General features: G+C 33.2%; 15 protein-coding genes. 6 read left to right on the top strand and 9 right to left on the bottom strand.

Annotated elements, in window-relative coordinates:
- The first annotated feature begins 164 nt into the window (after positions 1-164).
- Complete coding sequence (locus HRU50_RS12045; protein ID WP_296351339.1) at positions 165-2,726, top strand: carboxypeptidase-like regulatory domain-containing protein; 2,562 nt, start codon at positions 165-167, stop codon at positions 2,724-2,726.
- A gap of 99 nt (positions 2,727-2,825) precedes the next feature.
- Here HRU50_RS12045 and gldD read toward each other — a convergent pair whose 3' ends face one another.
- The 4 genes from gldD to mutY all read right to left on the bottom strand — a co-directional run bounded on the left by gldD (position 2,826) and on the right by mutY (position 6,294).
- A complete protein-coding gene (gldD, locus tag HRU50_RS12040) occupies positions 2,826-3,395 on the bottom strand; it encodes a gliding motility lipoprotein GldD (RefSeq protein WP_296351338.1) in 570 nt (189 codons plus the stop codon).
- On the bottom strand, positions 3,392-4,711 hold the full coding sequence (locus tag HRU50_RS12035) for a gliding motility-associated protein GldE (protein WP_296351337.1): 1,320 nt from the start codon (positions 4,709-4,711) through the stop codon (positions 3,392-3,394). The genes gldD and HRU50_RS12035 overlap by 4 nt, the downstream gene beginning before the upstream one ends.
- A gap of 17 nt (positions 4,712-4,728) precedes the next feature.
- Positions 4,729-5,169 carry a single-stranded DNA-binding protein gene (gene ssb, locus HRU50_RS12030; RefSeq protein WP_296351336.1) on the bottom strand — a complete coding sequence of 147 codons (441 nt, stop codon included), beginning with the start codon at positions 5,167-5,169 and terminating at the stop codon, positions 4,729-4,731.
- A gap of 78 nt (positions 5,170-5,247) precedes the next feature.
- A complete protein-coding gene (gene mutY, locus HRU50_RS12025) occupies positions 5,248-6,294 on the bottom strand; it encodes an A/G-specific adenine glycosylase (RefSeq protein ID WP_296351335.1) in 1,047 nt (348 codons plus the stop codon).
- Between the two features lie 133 nt (positions 6,295-6,427).
- Here mutY and HRU50_RS12020 point away from each other — a divergent pair, with 133 nt between their 5' ends.
- The 3 genes from HRU50_RS12020 to HRU50_RS12010 all read left to right on the top strand — a co-directional run bounded on the left by HRU50_RS12020 (position 6,428) and on the right by HRU50_RS12010 (position 10,947).
- Complete coding sequence (locus HRU50_RS12020; protein ID WP_296351334.1) at positions 6,428-6,718, top strand: HU family DNA-binding protein; 291 nt, start codon at positions 6,428-6,430, stop codon at positions 6,716-6,718.
- Positions 6,719-7,031: 313 nt separating this feature from the next.
- A complete protein-coding gene (locus HRU50_RS12015; RefSeq protein WP_296351333.1) occupies positions 7,032-8,576 on the top strand; it encodes an Rne/Rng family ribonuclease in 1,545 nt (514 codons plus the stop codon).
- A 136-nt stretch (positions 8,577-8,712) separates the two neighbouring features.
- Positions 8,713-10,947 (top strand): ATP-binding protein, encoded by a 2,235-nt coding sequence (locus HRU50_RS12010; protein ID WP_296351332.1) that lies wholly within the window; start codon positions 8,713-8,715, stop codon positions 10,945-10,947.
- Between the two features lie 3 nt (positions 10,948-10,950).
- On the opposite strand, the gene HRU50_RS12005 is transcribed toward HRU50_RS12010, so the two are convergent.
- The 3 genes from HRU50_RS12005 to HRU50_RS11995 all read right to left on the bottom strand — a co-directional run bounded on the left by HRU50_RS12005 (position 10,951) and on the right by HRU50_RS11995 (position 13,965).
- Entirely contained in the window at positions 10,951-11,988 is a 1,038-nt protein-coding gene (locus tag HRU50_RS12005; protein WP_296351331.1) for an aldo/keto reductase, read from the bottom strand.
- A 239-nt stretch (positions 11,989-12,227) separates the two neighbouring features.
- A complete protein-coding gene (locus HRU50_RS12000) occupies positions 12,228-13,187 on the bottom strand; it encodes an OmpA family protein (RefSeq protein ID WP_296351330.1) in 960 nt (319 codons plus the stop codon).
- A gap of 16 nt (positions 13,188-13,203) precedes the next feature.
- Positions 13,204-13,965 carry an exodeoxyribonuclease III gene (locus tag HRU50_RS11995; RefSeq protein ID WP_296351329.1) on the bottom strand — a complete coding sequence of 254 codons (762 nt, stop codon included), beginning with the start codon at positions 13,963-13,965 and terminating at the stop codon, positions 13,204-13,206.
- Between the two features lie 273 nt (positions 13,966-14,238).
- Between HRU50_RS11995 and HRU50_RS11990 the strand changes: the two genes are divergently transcribed.
- Together HRU50_RS11990 and HRU50_RS11985 are read left to right on the top strand one after the other, a co-directional pair.
- Entirely contained in the window at positions 14,239-17,664 is a 3,426-nt protein-coding gene (locus tag HRU50_RS11990) for a hypothetical protein (protein WP_296351328.1), read from the top strand.
- A gap of 90 nt (positions 17,665-17,754) precedes the next feature.
- The gene (locus HRU50_RS11985; RefSeq protein WP_296351327.1) at positions 17,755-18,288 is read left to right on the top strand and encodes a DUF3575 domain-containing protein; all 534 of its coding nucleotides are present in this window, start codon (positions 17,755-17,757) and stop codon (positions 18,286-18,288) included.
- 9 nt (positions 18,289-18,297) lie between these two features.
- On the opposite strand, the gene HRU50_RS11980 is transcribed toward HRU50_RS11985, so the two are convergent.
- The gene (locus HRU50_RS11980) at positions 18,298-19,971 is read right to left on the bottom strand and encodes a sodium:alanine symporter family protein (protein WP_296351326.1); all 1,674 of its coding nucleotides are present in this window, start codon (positions 19,969-19,971) and stop codon (positions 18,298-18,300) included.
- A 24-nt stretch (positions 19,972-19,995) separates the two neighbouring features.
- Positions 19,996-21,540, bottom strand: coding sequence for a glycine--tRNA ligase (locus HRU50_RS11975; RefSeq protein ID WP_296351325.1), 1,545 nt, complete (start codon positions 21,538-21,540; stop codon positions 19,996-19,998).
- Positions 21,541-21,559: the final 19 nt, after the last annotated feature.

Genomic DNA, 21,559 nt, shown 5'->3' with positions numbered 1-21,559 from the left:
ATAATTTAAAATAATTCTCAATAAAACATTGAATGCTTAAAATAGCTATTAAAAACGGAATGAAATCTAGATTCGGTTAACAAATATGTTAAAATTCTTAACATTTTGGTAATGTAAATCAAATTATAAAGACTACTTTTGCGCCATAATTGAAACTAATTAAAATGAAAAAAATTACTAAATTTTTACTTGTTGCTGTAGTAGCATTGTTCTCTACAGTAGCTTTTGCGCAAAGCACTATTACAGGTAAAGTAGTAGATGCTGAAATGAACTCTCCGCTTCCAGGTGCTAACGTTCTTGAAAAAGGTACTTCAAACGGTGTTACAACTGATTTTGATGGTAACTTTACTTTAACGACTCAAGCAGACTCTGGATCGATTGTTATTTCTTATGTAGGTTACACTTCTAAAGTGATTACGTTTAGTGGTGATGCTAATGTTGGTACAGTAGTATTATCTGCAGATAATAGCTTAGATGAAGTTATTGTTGTAGGTTCTGGTGTTATCGATTTAGCTGAAGACAGAAAGACTCCAGTAGCAGTATCTACTATTAGAAAGTCTGAAATTCAAGAAAGAGCTGTTGGTAACGTTGAGGTACCAGAAATTTTAAAGAACACTCCTTCTGCTTATGTGTCTAACCAAACTGGTTTCGGTGACGGTCAGATTTTCTTACGTGGTTTCGACCAAACTAACACTGCTGTATTATTAAATGGTCAGCCAGTAAATGGTATGGAAGATGGTCGTGTATACTGGTCAAACTGGGCAGGTATTGCTGACGTAGCTAATGGTGTACAAGTACAAAGAGGTTTAGGTGCTTCTAAACTTGCAATTTCTTCTGTTGGTGGTACAATCAACTTAGTAATGAAGTCTTCAGAAAAAACAGAAGGTGGTTTCGTAAGAGTATTAGGTGGTAACGATAGTTATATCAAAACTACTGCTGGTTACGATTCTGGTATTAATGATAAAGGTTGGTCTTTCTCTGTATTGTTAGACCACTGGCAAGCACACAGAAAGTGGGCAAAAGGTACTTATGGTCAAGGACAAACATATTTCTTCTCTGTAGGTTATAAGCCAAATGAGCAGCACAACTTAAACTTCTTATTAACTGGTGCTCCTCAATTACACGGACAAAGATGGTCTCAAAGTCAAGAGACTATAGATAGAGATCCTAAATTTAACCAACATTGGGGTTACACTGATGATGGTATTGAGTCTGAAAGACAAAACTATTACCACAAACCAGTAATGAACTTAAACTGGGATTGGGATATTTCTGAAAAGTCGGATTTATCTACTGTATTGTATGCATCATGGGGACGTGGTGGTGGAACAGGTCCAAGAGGTAATGGACGTATCCGTACTGCTGACGGTCAAATAGACTATGCTGCTATTGAAGAGCAAAATGCTTTAATCGGTGTTGGTGGTGACTATGGTGCTCCACTTGGTGCAGGTTACATCAGAAGATCTTCTGTTAACAACCACCAATGGTACGGTTTAGTATCTAATTTCTCAACTGAGTTAACTGAGCAATTAGATTTAAGTGCTGGTGTTGATTTCAGATTTTATAGAGGTGATCACTTTAGACAAGTAGCTGATTTTTATGGTTTATCTGGTTGGGCTAATGACAGACCTGACGGTGCAACTGTAACAGATTCTTTCGATCCAAATCCTTGGGCTGCATTATTTAACTTTGCTGATGAAGGTCAAAGAATTGATTATGATTACTCAGAAAATATTAACTATCAAGGTGTATTCTCTCAGTTAGAGTATGCTACAGATAAGTTCTCTGCATTCTTCCAAGGTGCTGTTTCTAACCAATCTTACCAAAGAGAAGGTCGTTTTACAGATCCTGGTAAGTCAGATAAATTAAGTAAAATTGGTTATAATTTAAAATCTGGTGTTAGCTATAACATTGGTGAAGAAAGTACAATCTTCGGTAACTTTGGTTACTACTCAAGACAACCATTCTTAGATAACATTTTTGAAAATATCAGAAGATCTAGTGTAATTGTTGACAATCCTGAAGTTGATAATGAAGAAATCACAGGTATTGAATTAGGTTATATTTTTGAGACTAACAGATTCAAGGCAATTTTTAACTTCTACTACACTGATTGGGATAATAGAACAATCTTAGGTTCTGACCAGGATGATAATGGTACTCCAGATGACGATTCTGATGATATTTTCCAAAGTATTTTTGATAGAGGTGTTCGTCAGGTTCATACAGGTGTAGAATTAGATTTACAGTATAGATTAACTGATAACATTAGCTTAACTGGGTATGTATCTTCTGGTAGCTGGAAGTTTGATGGTGAGTCGAATGTTTCTGTTTACAACTCTGATACTGGTGAGTTATTAGAAACTCGTGATGGTGTTAACAGAGAAGGTGTTAATGTTTCTACTGCTCCTCAGTTTACCGCAGGATTCGGATTTAGAGCTGAGGTGGTTGAAGATTTAGATTTCTACGGAAATATCAACTATTACGACAGACATTGGTTAAATGATGGTAATTCAGTACAAACAGAAAATGTAGGTACTATAGATCCTTTCTCATTAACTGACTTTGGTTTCTCTTACGACTTCGAATTAAGTGGAAACAAACTTACTTTAGGTGGTAACGTATTCAACGCGTTTAATGAGATTACTATTCAAAACTCTGATCGTTTTGGATTATTCAATACAAACGGAAGAACTTGGAATGCTAGTTTAAGATATAGCTTCTAGTCTTTTAGCTTTTAGAATAAAAAAGCAGCCAATTGGCTGCTTTTTTTTTTACCTAAATTTTAATTGAATGTAAGAATAGTCAATTAGAATTGAATCATATTATTTTTTCCATTCAATAGATTCCATAATACGTTTAATATCGTTTTTTAAATACTCAGAAGCTGGATAAATAGAGTCATAGTTTGGTTTTGCATAAAAATATAGTGAACCACTTAAAAAGTGATTGATACTATCGGTAACGTAAAATTGAGATTGTGAAGCTGCATTACCACCTACCTCATATAGCATTCCAAAAACATTCTGTTCAATATTTTCATACAGGTTTTGAGAGATTTCATCTGCCTTCATAGTATGTTTTTGGGTAAGGTTTTGTGCATCTCTAAGTAAGCTATCTAAGTTAGTAGAAGTTACAGTCTTATAATTAAGATAAATTGTTGCTTTTAATTTTGGATATTTAACTTCGATACCTTTAGTACTACCTAATGATTTTACTTTTCTTATAGGGTCAGAAAGGTTGTTTTGTTCAAATGTAAATGGAAGAGGTATATCTGTTTTCTGATATTTAGCTTCCGGATAATCTAATCTTAAATAACCTTTTGGTTTTGGTAACGGATCATTGCCACAACCAATCATAAATAAACTAAGTAAGGGAAACACTACACGTTTCATGGGGTGGATTTTAGTTTAGTAAATTTTATTTGCTTAATACGTCTACGTTCTAAAGCTTCTACAGTAAAAACGTAATTATTGAAATTTATTTTGCTCTGTACTCTTGGGAATCCACCAGAGATTTCTAGTACAAAACCAGCTAAAGTTTCAGCATCACCTTTTCGGTTTTCAAAAGCTTCAACATCGTCTTCTAGGCCTACAATTTTATAGACATCTTTTAAAGGTGTTTTACCTTCAAAACTATAGTTATTATCATCAATTTTAGTGTAGATTAAATCTACATCATCATATTCATCACTAATATCACCTACTATTTCCTCAATAATGTCTTCTAAAGATACTAAACCAGAGGTGCCACCATATTCGTCTACTACCAATGCTAAATGCACTTTTTTATTTTGAAATTCTACCATTAGGTCATCTAGTTTCTTGTTTTCTGGCACGAAAAAAGGTTCTCTCAGAATCTTGGTCCAATCAAATTGTTTTTTGCTGAGATGTGGAAGAAGATCTTTAATATATAAGACACCTTTTATATTGTCAATAGTTTCTTCATATACCGGTATTCTAGAATAACCTTGAGTAATGATATCATTAATAACTTTATTGAATGAGGTATCTATACTTAAAGCAAATAAATCCATTCTAGGACGCATCACCTGTTTGGTATCTGTGTTACCAAAAGATACAATACCCTCAAGAAGCTTTTGTTCTTCTTTAGTGGTGTCATCATCATTTGTAAGTTCTAGTGCTTGAGATAATTGGTCTACGCTAATATTAGAGCGTTTTTTACCAAATGACTCTTGAATTTTCACAGTAACAAAACGCATTGGAAGACTAATAGGTGAAAAAATAACATCCAATACTTTTAAAGGTCTTGCCATGAAATTCGAGAACTCAACACGATTTCTGCTGGCATAAACCTTAGGGACTATTTCACCAAATAACAAAATAAGAAAAGTTGCGGTTACAACTTCTAATAAAAAACGGACTAGGGTATTAGAAATATCCTGAAATATAGTTTCACCGATATAAGCGAATAATATTACTACTGCAATATTTATAAAATTATTTGCAACTAGTATGGTCGCTAACAGCTTTTTAGGACGCTCTAGTAATGAAGAAATAATCGCCATGGCCGCAGATTTGTTCTCCAAACCTTCGTCTATATCTGATTTTGTTAATGAGAATAATGCAACTTCAGCACCTGATATTAATGCCGAACATGCAAGCAGTATAAATAGTAATACAACGCTAGAAATGAATGATGTATTAGAAACTAGAAGATTTGACAATAAAACCGAGGGTTCTGGGTCCAAAGCGAATTAATTAGAAATTAAAATGGTAAATCATCATCTTCAGGTGTTACACTTGGTTGTGTAGATTGCTGAGGTTGTGATATTGGTTGGTTAGTTTTTGGCATCTGTCCTTGTTGCTCATTCTTATTAGTTAAGAATGTAAAGTCTATACACTGTATTTCCGTAGAATAACGTTCCAAACCTTTGTCGTCAGTCCATTTCCTGGTTTTTATACGACCTTCAATATATACCTTATCACCTTTACTTAGGTATTTTTCACAAATTTCCGCAGCCTTGTTTCTAACAACAATATTATGCCATTCGGTATTTGTAACACGTTCATTTGTCTGTCTGTTTGTATAAGTTTCATTTGTCGCTAAAGGAAAGCGACCAACACAATTTTTATCATCAAAGTAGTGCATTTTTACTTCATCACCTAAATGCCCAATTAGCATTACTTTATTTAATGTTCCTGACATGATATCTATTATTAAAAGATTACAAAATTAAGCTTTTTGTAATCTTAGTTTAAATGTATGAAAAAAATATGAGTCCTTTTAATTTGAAAAATTGAATTCTTCTATGAATTTACCAATAAGAATAGGTACAGGATAGTTCTCAATTTCTGATATTGAAATAGCATTTTCAAGAGATTCTTCTGAAGTGATTATCCAAAATTTTGTATGCAAGTGTTGATGCGAAAGTTTATGTACAATGTCATTGTCGTTGTATAATGCAAACTCAAATTCTAAATTATTTAAAGGTGAGTCTTTTAAATTCAACTCATTAAATTCATGAGCGTCCAAACTTCTTTCCGATTCTATTAGTGGAAATTGGTATAGGTTCTGCCAAATGCCTTTAGATTCGCGTTTCTCCAAGATAATCTTACTATCATTAGAAATGATGACCAAAAAGTTGAAGTACTTATGGGTAATCTTTGTCTTTTTTAGCTTAACTGGAAGTTGATCAATACGGTCTTTTTCAAGTGCTATACAACTCATATTTAAAGGACATGAGGTACAATCTGGCTTTTTTGGTTTGCATTGTATAGCACCAAATTCCATTATTGCCTGATTGAAGAAACCTGGATTTTTATGGTCAATTAATGAAGACGCTAAAGCTTTAAATTCTTTGATACCTTTTGTAGAATTTATTGGGGTACTAATGCCAAAATAACGAGAAAGTACTCTATAAACATTACCATCAACTACAGCTGCAATCTCATTAAAGGCAAAGGAAGCAATAGCACTTGCTGTGTAATCACCAACACCCTTCAGTTTTAAAATATCTTTATGAGAATAAGGAAAAATCCCATTGAGTTCATTTACAATATATTTCGCTGAGAAATGAAGGTTTCTTGCTCTTGAGTAGTACCCAAGTCCTTGCCAAAGCTTTAACACTCTTTCTTCAGATGCTTCAGCCAAATCATAAACAGTAGGAAAGGTTTTAACAAAAGCTTCGTAATAAGATAATCCTTGTTTAACTTGTGTTTGTTGTAAAATAATTTCCGAAAGCCAAATGTGGTATGGGTTTTTAGTTTTACGCCAAGGTAAATCTCTTTTATTGTTTGAATACCAGAAAGTTATAGTTTTGTTAAATTCCATTTCCCTTTTTTGGTTGACAAGCAAAATTAAATCTTTATTACGTTAAATTTTAATTAATTACGTTTGAAATATTGAAATTAAATTACATATATTTGCATCCCTTATAATTAATAGTAACCAAAAACTAATAACAATGACAAAAGCTGATTTAGTAGCTAAAATTTCTGATAAACTAGGAATGGAAAAAGGAGATGTTCAAGCTACTGTAGAAACATTTATGGAAGAAGTGAAATCATCTCTAGAAAGTGGTGATAATGTGTATTTAAGAGGTTTCGGAAGTTTCATTATAAAAACAAGAGCTGAGAAGACAGGTCGTAACATTTCTAAAAACACGACTATCAAAATTCCAGCACACAACATACCTGCGTTTAAGCCTGCTAAAGTATTTTTAGAAGGAGTTAAATCTAATGTTGACGTAAACTAGAAAAGTTAAAAAAAATATTAATTAAAAAAAGCATTATTCATTATGCCAAGTGGTAAAAAGAGAAAAAGACACAAGGTAGCGACGCATAAGCGTAAAAAACGTAGACGCGCTAATCGTCATAAAAAGAAATAAGCTGAAAAAGTAGTTGTAGGTACAACTACTTTTTTTCAGTTTTAAAAAAAACGTTCTTTGATATAAAGTTTAAGTTTTCTAATAATTTAAACTTGTTGGAAATCCTGATATTTTATCAGGAATCCTGTGTCAAATAATAAAGTAAAATCCATCCCAAATTTATGGGATACAAATTAACATTATGAACAAGGAATTAATCGTAAGATCGAGTTCAGATATTGTTGATTTTGCCTTATTAAAAGATGGAAAGCTTATTGAATTGCACAAAGATGAAGAGGATAATAATTTTGCGGTAGGTGACATATTTATCGCCAAAATACGTAAAGTTATTCCTGGTCTAAACGCTGCATTTGTTAATGTGGGGTACGAAAAAGATGGTTTTTTACACTATCATGATTTAGGACCAAAACTACCTTCACTTTTAAAATTTATTAAGCGTGTAAGCACAGGGAAATTAAGAGATTATACACTCAAAGACTTTCCTTTAGAAAAAGATTTAGATAAAAATGGCAGTATTACAAATGCCTTAAAGTCTAATCAATCTATTTTAGTACAAGTAGTAAAAGAACCAATTTCTACAAAAGGACCACGCATTAGTTCAGAATTATCTATTGCTGGTAGATACATTGTTTTAGTACCATTTTCTAATAGAATTTCAATTTCTCAAAAAATTGAATCTCAAGAAGAAAAAGATCGTTTAAAACGTTTAGTTAAAAGTATCACACCAAAAGGATTTGGAGTTATTATTCGTACTGTCGCAGAAGGCAAAAAAGTAGCCGAACTCGACAATGATTTGCAAAATTTGCTGACGAGATGGACAGCAATGTGTAAAAAGCTATACAAGGCACATCATCCTACAAAAGTTTTAGGAGAGATGAATAAAGCGTCTTCAATTTTAAGAGACATCTTTAATGATTCATTCTCTGGTATAGTAGTAGATGATGAAGAATTGTATATACAAGTAAAAGATTATGTGCAAAAGATTGCACCAAAGAAAGAGTCTATTGTAAAGTATTACAAAAATGGCGTTCCTATTTTCGAGAAATTTGGGATTGAACGCCAAATTAAAACGTCTTTTGGTAAAACAGTTTCTATGGCCAAAGGTGCCTATTTAGTAATAGAGCATACAGAGGCAATGCATGTTATTGATGTAAATAGTGGTAACCGTTCAAACAAAGAAAAAAGCCAAGAAGATACTGCTCTGGAAGTAAACCTCATCTCTGCTACAGAAATTGCCCGTCAATTGCGATTACGTGATATGGGTGGAATTATAGTTGTAGATTTTATAGATATGGGTAAACCAGAAAACCGTAGACAACTTTACAATCATCTTAGAGAAGAGATGAAAGATGACAAGGCAAAACATAAAATATTGCCTCCTAGTAAGTTTGGTTTAGTTCAAATTACAAGACAAAGAGTTAGACCAGAGCGAAAAATTAAGACTAAGGAAGAAAATCCTAATTTAGTAGGTGGAGATGAAATCGAGGCACCAATAAAAGTTGTGCAACGCATTAAGCAAGACCTAGAACGTCTCTTGAAAAAAGACTATAAAAAGATAACACTAAACGCTCATCCTTTTATAGCTGCCTTTCTAACCAAAGGGTATCCATCAGTACGTGCAAAGTGGTTCTTTGAACATAAAAAATGGGTAAAAATTTTACCTAGAGATGCTTACACATATCTTGAATACCATTTCTTTGATAAAGATGGTAACGAAATCAAATAATATCTAAGTAAAAACCCTTTTCGAATTGTCGGAAAGGGTTTTTTTGATTTTGGCATTTGGGTTATTTATTAATCCTATGTTAACTTTTAAAGGGTTTTATTTTACTAATTTCACAGTCCCTTTTTTCTTATAAATAATGAAATTTACCTTTTATAAAACGTTTAGATTTAGATTAATCTCTGCTTTTTTATCTGTATTTTCAGTAGCAATTCTTTTATTTTTTGGTTACAAATATTTTAATAACCAAAAACTTGATCACGAAAACTTAAGTAGTCAAATAGCTAATCTAAAGTCTCAAATTATAAATACAACCTCTAGTTTTCAGTCATTTTTGCTTTATGGTTATAAGTCTAAGCTATTTTATGACACTAAGAAAGAAGCAAATATAGATGGATATATCAATCAAATTAGAATACAAAAACAACAACTAGAGCCCTTATTGGTAGATTTAAGGATGATGAGTGAAAATGAGCAGTTTATCGGTTTAATTGATGAGCTTAAACATGATTTTATTTTACTTCAAAGTAGTGCCAATACAATTAAAAGGAAACAATTAGAATTAGGTTATAGAGATTATGGTACAATTGGTTCAATGAGAGAGATAGCTCATATTATAGAAGATTCTAACTTAATAAATAATGAAGAAATTTTATCTCTAAGACGTTTTGAAAAAGATTTTTTACTACGCACAGACAGTAGTTATCTGTCTGATTTTAATCGTTACTGTGATATTCTAATTTTAAAGTATTATAAAAATAAAAAAGTAGAAGACGCCTTACTGAAATATAAATACTTATTTAATAAAGTGGTGGAATTATATTATGAAATTGGTAAAACAAGCAATACAGGATTGTATGATAAGATTGTTAGACTAAACGTAACAATATTAGATAAATTTAACACCATACAAGACCTAAGTAATATCGAAATCACTAAAAAAAATAGTGATATCAATAAATATGTTATTATTTCTATTGTTGCAATGTTTGGTATTCTGGCAATTTTGATGTTTTATTTTTCAATACGTCTAGCAACAGATTTAGAACGTCTTAAATTCTCAATTAATAGATTTATCAAATCTGGTTTTAAGGATAATAAGAATACAACATTGAATGATAAGTCTAATATTTTAGAAGTTGATTTTTTGTTTAAAGCTTATAATCATCTTAAAGAAAATCTACTTCAAAACATAGATGGTCTTAATATGACCATAGAAGAGCTAGAGCGAACAGCATCTTATAAATCTAGCTTTTTAGCAAATATGAGTCATGAAATACGAACACCGTTAAATGGTGTTATTAGTGCGGTTAACTTATTAAATCAAACAGAATTAAATAAGGATCAAAAGGAATTGTTAGAAATTGCAGACTTTTCTTCAAGTCATCTACTTGGTCTGATTAACTTAATTCTGGACTATTCTAAAATTTCAGCGGGAAAAATGACCCTCGAAAATAGGGCAATTGACCTTCAAGACGACTTAAGTAAATTAATCAAAATATTTAAGTTTCAAGCTACAGAAAAAGGAATTGATTTATTCTATGACTTTAAGAAATCAGGTGAGGCATCAAGATTTGTATATGGAGATACAGTCAGAATTCATCAAGTTATTATTAATCTTCTTAACAATGCGATCAAGTTTACTCAAAAGGGTTGGGTAAGATTTACAATTGAACAAAAGGAAATTGACGGGGAATTTGATAAGCTAAAGTTTTCAATTGAAGATACAGGAGTTGGAATTAAAGATGACAAGGTTAATAAGATTTTTCAAGCCTTTGAGCAGGAGGATTTATCGACAACAAGAAAATACGGAGGAACAGGCTTAGGTTTAACTATTTCAAATGATTTGGTAAGACTGATGAATGGGGAATTAAGGTTTAAACCTTCTGCTGAAAAAGGATCTTGCTTTTATTTTACACTTAAATTGAAAAGAGCCAATAAGTTAACAAGAGATGCGAATGGAATAGGATTGTTGAATAAATTACCTCGACTTGACAAAACAATTAATGCTTTAGTGGTTGATGATAATATTATGAACCAAAAAGTATTAGGCATGATGCTTAAGAAGTTCAATATTCACATTGATTACGCAAATAATGGCTTAGAAGCAATCGATCAATATAAAATCTATGATTATGATATGATCTTCATGGACATCCAAATGCCATTATTAGATGGTCTTAATGCTACTGAAAGAATTAAGAAGACATCAAAATTTATGAACAATCCGATTCCTATTATTGCTGTATCTGCTAGTACCTATAGTGATGACAAGAAAGCAGCTCAGAATGTTGGTATCAGTGACTTTATTTCAAAACCAATCGAAGTTAAAAAATTACATGACTTATTAATAAAATACTCACTAAAACTATAAATCCTAAGGTGCAGGATTTGGAATTGCTGCATGTACAGCATCTATTGCATTTAAAACTTCTTTAGAAAGTTCAATATTAACACTATCTATATTTTCTTCCAATTGATTGAGGTTAGTAGCGCCAATAATATTACTAGTTACAAATGGTCTCTGATTTACAAACGCTAATGCCATTTGAGCTAAAGTCATTCCGTTATCTTCTGCAATTTGCAGGTAACGCTTAGCAGCTTCTGTAGATTGTTCGCTACTGTAACGTGCAAACCTCGGAAAGAGTTTTAATCTTGCATTATCCGCTGCAGTGCCTTTAATGTATTTACCAGAAAGCACACCAAAAGCCATTGGTGAGTAGGCGAGAAGTCCAATATTTTCTCTAAGAGCTACTTCAGCTAGCTCACCTTCAAAAGGTCTACATAATAAAGAATATGCATTCTGAATGGTTATCATGCGAGGTAAATTATGTGTTTTAGATTCTTCTAAATAACGCATTGTTCCCCATGCTTTCTCGTTAGAAATACCAACATGTCTTATTTTACCAGACTTTATAATTTCATCAAGGTTATGTAGAATTTCATTGAAGTTATCTTCCCAACCATCGTTAGGATTATGCTTGTAATCTCTAATCCCAAAAGTGTTAGTTTGACGTTCTGGCCAATGTAATTGGTATAAATCGATGTAATCAGTTTGTAAGCGTTTTAAGCTATTATCAACGGCTTCGTTAAGTGAAGCTTTTCTAAAGCCAGTAGTTCTGATATGAGCCGTGTAATCACCAGGTCCAGCAATTTTTGTGGCCAAAACGACTTTATCTCTTTTTCCGGTTTTAGTAAACCAATTACCAATAATTCGCTCTGTATCTGCATATGTTTCTGCTGTTGCAGGTACAGGATATAGTTCGGCAACATCAAAAAAGTTGACACCTTTGTCTAGTGCCATATCCATTTGAGCAAACCCTTCATCTTGGGTGTTTTGATTTCCCCAAGTCATTGTGCCGAGACAAATTTTACTGACTTTAATATCTGTATGTGGTAGTGTTGTATATTTCATAATTACTTCCTGCGAAAGCAGGAAACTTTTTAGTTAAACTTCATCTATCATCCTGAACTGTTACACTGAGTTTGTTATAGTGTTGTTTTAGGATTTTATACAATTATTTCGTGAACCTCAGTCACCAAAGAATCTAAACAAAAATAAAAAGACCTTTCAGGTTTTTAAAACTTGAAAGGTCTAAATCTATGTTAAGGTTTTTTAGTATGTGAGATTCCTGCCTACGCAAGAATGACAAATTATATATCATTCAATAACTTAGAAATCTCATCTAATTTTGGTGTTAAAATCACCTCAATTCGTCTATTTTTAGCCTTGCCTTCAGCAGTCTCGTTAGTTGCAATTGGAGCATATTCACCACGCCCAGCAGCTGTTAAATTTTCTGGATTTATACTATTATTCTCTCTTAAGATGTTAACGATAGCTGTAGCACGCTTTGTAGATAAATCCCAGTTGCCACTTAGTTGTGCATTGCCTTTGTATGGTACATTATCGGTATGACCTTCTATTAAAATGGCGATATCAGGATTGTCCGCTAAAACATTACCCAGTTGCTTTACAGCTTCTTTTCCTTGAGAACCAACTGCCCAGCTTCCAGATTGAAATAACAGCTTGTTTTCCATAGAAACGTACACTTTACCGTCACGTTGCTCTACAGTTAAACCTTTACCTTCAAAATCGGTTAAGGCCTTAGAAATGGCGTCTTTAAGCGCTTTCATATTAGCATCTTTAGCAGCAATCACACTTTCTAGTTCAGCAACGCGTTTAGAACGATTTTCGAGTTCTTTCTTTAATTTTTCTAAACGTTCATTTTCTGCGGCTAAGGCTTGTTCTTTTGCTTCAAGCTGTGCTAGTAGTTCTCTATTCTTTTTAGAGTTTTTAGCAATTTCAGCAGAACTGTTCTTCTCTAATGCGTCATAACTTGCTTTTAAGTTATCTAAGTTTGTTTTGGTAGCCGCTAAATCTGATTGCAATTTGTCTCTTTCAGCTACAGCTTTATCATATGCAGATTGTAGACTTGCTAAATCGTTATTGAGTTTAGTGTTTGCCGATGATAGTGACTCAACTTCATCATTTAAGCCTCGATTCTCTTTTTTTAAGTTGGCATATTTGTCTTCAAGTTCTGTGTATATTTTTTTCGATACACAAGATGAGAAAAGAGTTAATGTGATAACTACTAAAGAAATTCTTTTAATCATAATTCAATCTATATTTTTAAATATCTAATTCTAATAATATCGGACAATGGTCGCTATGTACTGCTTCGGTTAGTATAACGCTTCGTTTTATGTTTTCTTTTAAAGGCTCTGTTACCATGGCATAATCTAATCTCCAACCTTTATTATTGGCTCTAGAATTTGCTCTGTAACTCCACCAAGAGAATTCTTGGCGTTCTGGATGCAAATATCTGAAACTATCTGTAAAACCACTATCAATAAAATGCCCAAGCCATTCGCGTTCTTCAGGTAAAAATCCCGAAACACCTTTCATTTTTGGGTTATGAATATCAATAGCTTCATGACAAATATTATAATCACCACAAACCACTAAATTTGGTATTTTACTTCTCAGATTATTCAAGTAATCATGGATTAAATCCATGTATTCAAACTTATGCGCTAATCGTGCATCGTTAGTACCAGAAGGCAAATACATACTCATTACAGACACACCATCAAAATCTGCTCTAATGTTTCTACCTTCAAAATCCATGGATTCTATTCCGGTGCCAAATTCTATGTGATTTGGTTCAGTTTTACTCAATATAGCAACCCCACTGTAACCTTTCTTTTGCGCGCTAAACCAATAATGATAGTTATAACCAGCGTCTTCAAACAGTTTTAAGTCGAGCTGTTCTTTCATTGCTTTGATTTCTTGAAGACAAATCACATCTGGATTTGTAGCTTTTAACCAATCTATAAAGCCTTTATTTATAGCTGCTCTAATGCCATTTACGTTGTAAGATGCTATTTTCATATGTATTGCCGCGAAAGCGGTAATCTTTTTAATTGTTCGATTAGAACAAAATTACTAATTGTTGAAGTGGTTTCGACTGCTTCGCAGTGTGCTTTCAATCAAAATATATTTTGACATCAACCAATGCTCAACCTGACATCTTGGTGAATATGTCTTTTGCAAGATGTATAACTCGACAACGACCAAAATTAAATAATACCCTACTTTTACACTATTATTTTGCAGCTATTTTAACATTAAAATATTTTGTAGGATAAGAAGTTATAGTTCTAGATGAAAAAAGCGATTCTTTTTCTAATTCTTTTATGCTCTTATCTTGGTTCTACCCAAGATAAAAATAGCGGATACCAGAAAAAACGTTTTGGGGTGAAGGATACTATTCGAATAGATTCTGTGAGTATAAATCCTTCGCGATTTATTGTGACTACAAAGGATAATAAAGTGCTTGATTCTACTAATTTTAAAGTGGATTTTGCCAAGTCTATTTTAACTTTCAAAAAAAATATTCAATTAGATTCTATTGATATTGAATATCTAAAATATCCAGATTTTATAACTAAGGTATATAAGCAGCTAGATGATAATGTTATAGTTGATAGGTCTAAAGGTGCTGAAGCTTTATATAAGCTACGAAATACAAATACACGAAATACGTTCACACCATTTGATGGATTAACAACTTCTGGAAGTATTTCGCGAGGTGTTACCATAGGAAACAATCAAAACTCCGTATTGAACAGTGAGTTAGACCTTCAGATTTCTGGTAAATTAAGTGATAAAGTATCTTTACGAGCATCTATTCAAGATGCTAATATTCCATTACAAGAAAGCGGCTATTCACAGCGTTTAGATGAGTTTGATCAAGTCTTTATAGAGCTTTTAAGTGACAATTGGAACATTAGAGCTGGTGATATAGACCTTGTGAATACCAATAGTTACTTCGCTAAATTTTCTAAACGTGTACAAGGCTTGATGGTGAATGCTAATCTCAGTGATAAAACTTCTGTATTTGCATCTGGTGCATTGGTAAGAGGACAGTTTACAACAACACAGTTTACAGCACAAGAAGGTAATCAAGGTCCATATAAGTTACGTGGTCCAAATAATGAATTATTTGTACTCATTGTTTCTGGTAGTGAAACGGTTTATGTCAATGGTGTGCCATTAGAACGTGGTGAGAACAGAGATTATATTATTGATTACAATGCTGGTGAAATCATTTTTAATTCAACGTATCCGATTACTTCCGAAATGCGAATAACGGTAGATTACCAATTTAGCGAACGAAATTATTCACGTTTTACAGTTTTTGGTGGAAGTAGTTTTAATACCGAAAGGTTAAGCCTGAATGTCTCTGTGTATTCAGAAAGTGATGCCAAAAATCAGCCATTACAACAAAACTTATCTTCCGAGCAAACTCAGATTTTGGCTGATGCAGGTGATGATGAAAGTCTAATGGTTGCACCTTCTGCAACACCAGAATCTTTTTCTGAAAATAGAATTCTCTATCGGCAAGACATTGTTGATGGTGAAGCCATCTTTGTGTTCTCACAAAATCCGGATGATGAATTATTTAGTGTTAGGTTTACTTTGGTTGGCGCTAATCAAGGTAATTATGTGCTAAGTAATGGGAATGCAGTGAGCAATATTTTTGAATATGTAGCACCAATTGGTGGCATACCTCAAGGAAACTATGAACCCATAACACAATTGGTTGCACCAGAACGCTTGCAAATTGCGGTATTGAATGGAAGATATAAGCCTTCTGAAAAAACGGATATCTATTTTGAATTGACTGGAAGCAAAAACGATAATAACTTATTTTCTAATTTGGACGACGACGATAATAATGGCTTTGCTGGTAAGTTCAGGATTAATCAAAGCCTCATAAAATCTGATAGCCTTTGGAATTTGTCGGCATTGGTAGATGCAGACTATATTCAAGATAATTTTAGAACCATTCAGCGTTTATATAGAGCAGAATTTAGTCGTGATTGGAATTTAGATAACACGGAGAACAACCAAGGTAATGTGAACTTTGGGAATCAACTATTAATGACTTCAGGATTACAATTGTCACATTCTAAAAAAGGTGTAGCATCCTACAATTTTGAATTTCTTGATTATTCAGAAAATATTAGTGGTAACAGACATAATCTTACGGCAAACCTTCAGCTTGGCAACTTTAATATATTCTCTAATTCGAGCTTGTTAAATAGTGAAGGTACTATTAATAAGTCTACATTTTTGAGGTCATTTAATAGAGCTGTGTATGGCAAAAACAAAAAATGGGTAGGTACTAAATTTGCTATTGAAGGTAACGAACAAACCACTATAGAAACTGAAGAATTAACACCATTAAGTCAAAAATTTCAATCTTATGAAGCTTTTGTTGGAATTGGTGATAGCACCAAAGTTTTTGCAGAAGTTGGTTACATCAAACGTTTAAATGATAGTATTAGAAATAACGTGTTAGAGCGGGTAAATACCTCAAACACCTATTATTTAAAGTCGAGATTAATTCAGAATAAATACACCAATCTTCAACTCTTTGTAAACTATAGAGATTTAAAAGCCGTAATAGAAGATTCACCTGATGAGCAGAGTTTGAATAGCCGTTTAAATTTTAATCAAAAATTGTTTAATAATCTCATTTTCTGGAATACCAGTTTCGAAACTAATTCTGGTACCTTACCACAACAAGATTTTACTTATGTTGAGGTTGAAGCTGGTCAAGGTGCATACACTTGGATAGATTATAATGAGAATGGTATACAAGAACTCAACGAGTTTGAAATTGCTCAGTTTGCTGACCAAGGCAGTTATATTAGAGTGCTGTTACCCAATCAAGTGTTTGTGCAAACGCACCAAAATAGGTTGAGCCAAGCAATAACCATTAATCCGATGCAATGGGCAAAATCTGAGAACAAAACCAAGAAATTCTTTTCACATTTTTATAATCAGACTTCGTATTTGATAGATAGAAAGTTTAGACGAGAAGGCAATAATTTTAACCTCAATCCCTTTGCAGAAGATGAAGAGAATGAGTTAGCATTGAATAACAGCATTAGAAATGTGTTATTCTTCAACAGAGGAAAACAACGCTACACTACATCGTATACATTTTTGTCTAACAGAAGTAGAAATTTATTGTCAATAGGTTTTCAAGAAAACAAATTATTGAATCATCAATTACAGTTTAATCATAAGTTCGCCACAAATTGGTTATTTAATATTATTGCGAGTTTAGGTAAGGATGAAAGTTTTAGTGAGAACTTTAGTAACCGAAACTTTGAGATTGAAGAAGAGAGTTTTCAACCAAAACTGTCTTATGTGTTTAGTGAGAATGCACAGTTTGATGTCTTTTATCAATACACCACAAAAACTAATACCATTGGAAGTTTAGAGACCTTAGCTCAGAATAATTATGGACTTTCGTTTACCTATAATAAAGCTCAAAAAATTGCTTTAACAGGTGAGTTTAATTATTTCAAAAATGCCTTTGAAGGTAATGCAAATACGCCAGTTGCTTATCAAATGCTAGAAGGTTTGCAACCCGATAAGAACTTCACTTGGAGTTTATTAGCTCAGAAAAAATTGACTAAGTTTTTAGATTTAAATCTTAACTATTTTGGAAGAAAAACAGAGACTTCTAACACCATTCATACTGGAACAATACAGTTGAAGGCTTATTTTTAAGATAATTCTCACGCAACCATTTTTATTTTTTTGTATCTATGAACTATAATTGTGTTAGCAATTATGATCTAAATCAATTCAATCAATATTATGAAAAAGATACTTTTGGTATTTGTAATGCTTTGCTCAATAAGTACTATTAATGCTCAGAATGAAGAAGCTGTAAGTCAAGAGATATTAAAAAAACATGAAGTAAAACTCAATGCTTTTGTGCTCGTATTGGGTGCCTTTGAAGTAGGATATGAGCATTTGTTAGATGAAGAATCTGGTGTTGGAATAAGTGTTTTTATACCATATGATTCTGAGATAAGTGATGATATAAGTTATTATGCGTCGCCGTATTACCGATATTATTTTGGGAAAAAGTATGCGGCTGGTTTTTTTCTTGAAGGTTTTGGAATGTTGAATCGAGTGAATAGAGATGTCGATTTTATTTTTGATGATGGTGTAGATAATTGGACGACTGACTTTGCACTAGGAATAGGTTTGGGCGGAAAATGGATTACAAAAAAAGGACTTACAGGTGAAGTTAATTTTGGAATAGGGCGAAATCTATTTGAAAGTGGTGATACCGATTACGACTTTATTGGAAAGTTTGGGATCACTGTAGCTTATAGATTTTAAGAAAGACTATCATTCAGGTGTTTTCTCTTCAGGCCAATCTTTTTTAAAGTTACTCCAATAACTATCAACAGTTGACTTCATGTCTTTTCGTAGCATCAGAATTCCGAATAAGTTCGGAAGCGTCATTAATGCAATTGTAATCCCTGAAAGTGTCCAAATCACTGTAGTATCTGCAAACGAAGCAATAAAAAAAGCAAACACATATACAATTCTATAATACACTACAGATTTAGACCCTAAAAGATATGTCATTGCTCGTCCACCATAATATGACCAACTAATAGCCGTGCTAAAGGCAAATAATAACAAGCCTATTGAGACAATATACTGGCCATAACGACCAAAGAAACTTCTGGTAAAAGCTTCTGCTGTTAGTGGTGCACTGTGTACTAATGATTTTCCTTCAAAAACAAGAGTTACATCTTCGGGTTTACCGTTGGTTATATTTATGACTTCATTGATAGGCTTTTCATTTCTAAAAATGGCAATATTCTCAGCTAAGGATCTAGCATTAATTATTGAGATATCTTCCTGTATTTTACCATCAATAACATTGAGTTGTCCTGTAAAAAGTGGTAATGGCTTTTCTTTACTTATATGACTTCCTAATGCAATTCTTCCGTCATCTGTGGTATCAAAATATTTGCCATCTAGAATTTCCATATCAACAAAATCAAACTTATTTTGAAGTTTTTCTGTCCATACACCAGAGGACAATAATACCATTGCAGTCAGAGTGCAAATCACAATAGTATCAATAAAAGGCTCTAAAATAGCAACAAGACCTTCAGAAATTGGTTCTTTCGCTCTTGCAGCAGCATGTGCGATAGGAGCACTACCTTGTCCTGCTTCGTTAGAAAAAAGTCCTCTACCGACACCTTTATTAAATGCAAAAGCAATACTTGCACCTAAAAAACCACCTGTTGCTGCAGAACCTGTAAAAAGATCAGAGAATATTGATATAAATGAAGGTATAATATTATCATAATTATAAATAATCACTGATAGTGCACCGACAAGGTAAATAAATGCCATTGCAGGAACAAGTCTAGAGGTTACAGCGGCAATTCGTTTTATTCCACCAATAATAACAAGACCAAGTAAAACAGCTAAAACTCCACCAACAAGCATCTCATCTAAACCAAAGGTAGCATTGAGTGATGCAGATATACTATTTATTTGTGGTAAAGATCCTGTACCAAAAGAAGAAAGAATTGTCGCAATAGCAAAAATGGCGGCTAGCCATTTCATATTCAGTTTGTTCTTCATGTAGTACATTGGGCCACCTGCCATTGTACCATCTTCGGCTTTTTCTCTGTATTTATGCGATAGCGTTACTTCAACAAACTTTGTACACATACCAACCGCGGCAGTCATCAGCATCCAAAAAACTGCAGCAGGTCCACCAATATGAATGGCTAATGCAACACCGGCAATATTACCTGTACCAACTGTACCAGATAACGCCGTTGTTAAGGCTTGAAAATGATTAGTATCACCTTCATGCTCGGCCTTGTCAAACTTACCACTAACAACGCGTAATGCAAATCTGAAGTATCTAACCTGTGGGAATCTTAGGTATATGGTAAAGAATAAACCAGTACCTAGTAGTACATAAGGAAACCAAGCGGCGCTACCAATATAACTGTCAATTATAGTGAGTATGTCGTTTAGTTCTCTCATGGTTAGGTATTAAAAAGTTTGTATTTATTTCATCTTCATGAGCCAATGTTTCACATCAACTTCAGCTTTAATGATATCTCTAAGTTCATCAACCTTTACACGTTTTTGTTCCATAGTATCTCTATGACGAATGGTTACAGTATTATTTTCAATACTTTCACCATCTACAGTAATACAGAATGGCGTACCAGCAGCATCTTGTCGTCTATAACGTCTACCAACAGCATCTTTTTCATCGTAAATTACATTAAAATCCCATTTAAGGTCATCTACAATATCTTTTGCCATTTTTGTTAAGGCTTCATCTTTTCTAACTAATGGTAATACGGCAGCTTTTGTTGGTGCTAAAACTGCAGGTAATTTTAAAACAGTTCGTTCACTGCCATCTTCTAAAGTGTCGTCTTGCAGACTGTTAGAGAACACAGCTAAGAACATACGGTCTAAACCAATAGAGGTTTCTAACACATAAGGTGTGTAGCTCGAATTTTCTTCATGGTCAAAGTACTGCAATTTTTTACCTGAGTATTCTTCGTGTTGTTTTAAATCAAAATCTGTACGAGAATGAATACCTTCCAATTCTTTAAATCCGAATGGGAATCTAAATTCTATATCTGTAGCTGCATCAGCATAATGGGCCAATTTTTCATGGTCGTGGAAACGGTAATTGTCGTCTCCCATTCCAAGAGATTTGTGCCATTTTAGACGCGTATCTTTCCAATAGTCGAACCATTGTTTTTGAGTGCCTGGTTTAATGAAAAATTGCATTTCCATTTGTTCAAATTCACGCATTCTAAAGATGAATTGTCTCGCAACAATTTCATTTCTGAAGGCTTTACCGGTCTGAGCAATTCCGAAAGGAATTTTCATACGACCTGTTTTTTGAACATTCAAAAAGTTAACGAATATACCTTGAGCAGTTTCCGGTCTTAAATATAAGTCCATAGCACTTTCAGCGCTAGCACCGAGTTTAGTGCCAAACATAAGGTTAAACTGTTTAACGTCTGTCCAGTTTTTAGAACCAGTCATTGGGTCAGCAATTTCAAGTTCTTCAATAAGCGCTTTTACATCTGCTAAATCTTCATTCTCTAAAGATTTACCAAGACGTTTAAGAATTGTATCAATCTTTTCTTTGTAGCCTAAAACTCTTCCGTTGGTAGAAACAAATTCTTCTTTATTAAAAGCATCACCAAACCGCTTAGCCGCTTTTTTGATTTCTTTTTCAATCTTAGCCTCAATTTTAGCGCAATAATCTTCTACTAAAACATCTGCACGATAACGTTTCTTTGAATCCTTATTATCAATTAATGGATCGTTAAATGCATCAACGTGACCAGAAGCTTTCCAAGTGGTTGGATGCATAAAAATTGCTGCGTCTATACCTACAATATTTTCATGCATTTGCACCATGGCTTTCCACCAATAGTCGCGAATGTTTTTCTTTAATTCAGCACCATTTTGAGCATAATCATATACTGCACTTAATCCATCGTAGATTTCGCTACTCTGAAACACGTAACCATACTCTTTTGCGTGAGAGATTACCTTTTTGAATTTGTCTTCATTTGCCATAGGTGCAAAAATAAAAAAC

Source organism: Winogradskyella sp. (assembly GCF_013213835.1).
In the GTDB taxonomy this organism is placed as follows: Bacteria; Bacteroidota; Bacteroidia; order Flavobacteriales; family Flavobacteriaceae; genus Winogradskyella.
This window is presented reverse-complemented; position numbering and strand designations above follow the sequence as displayed.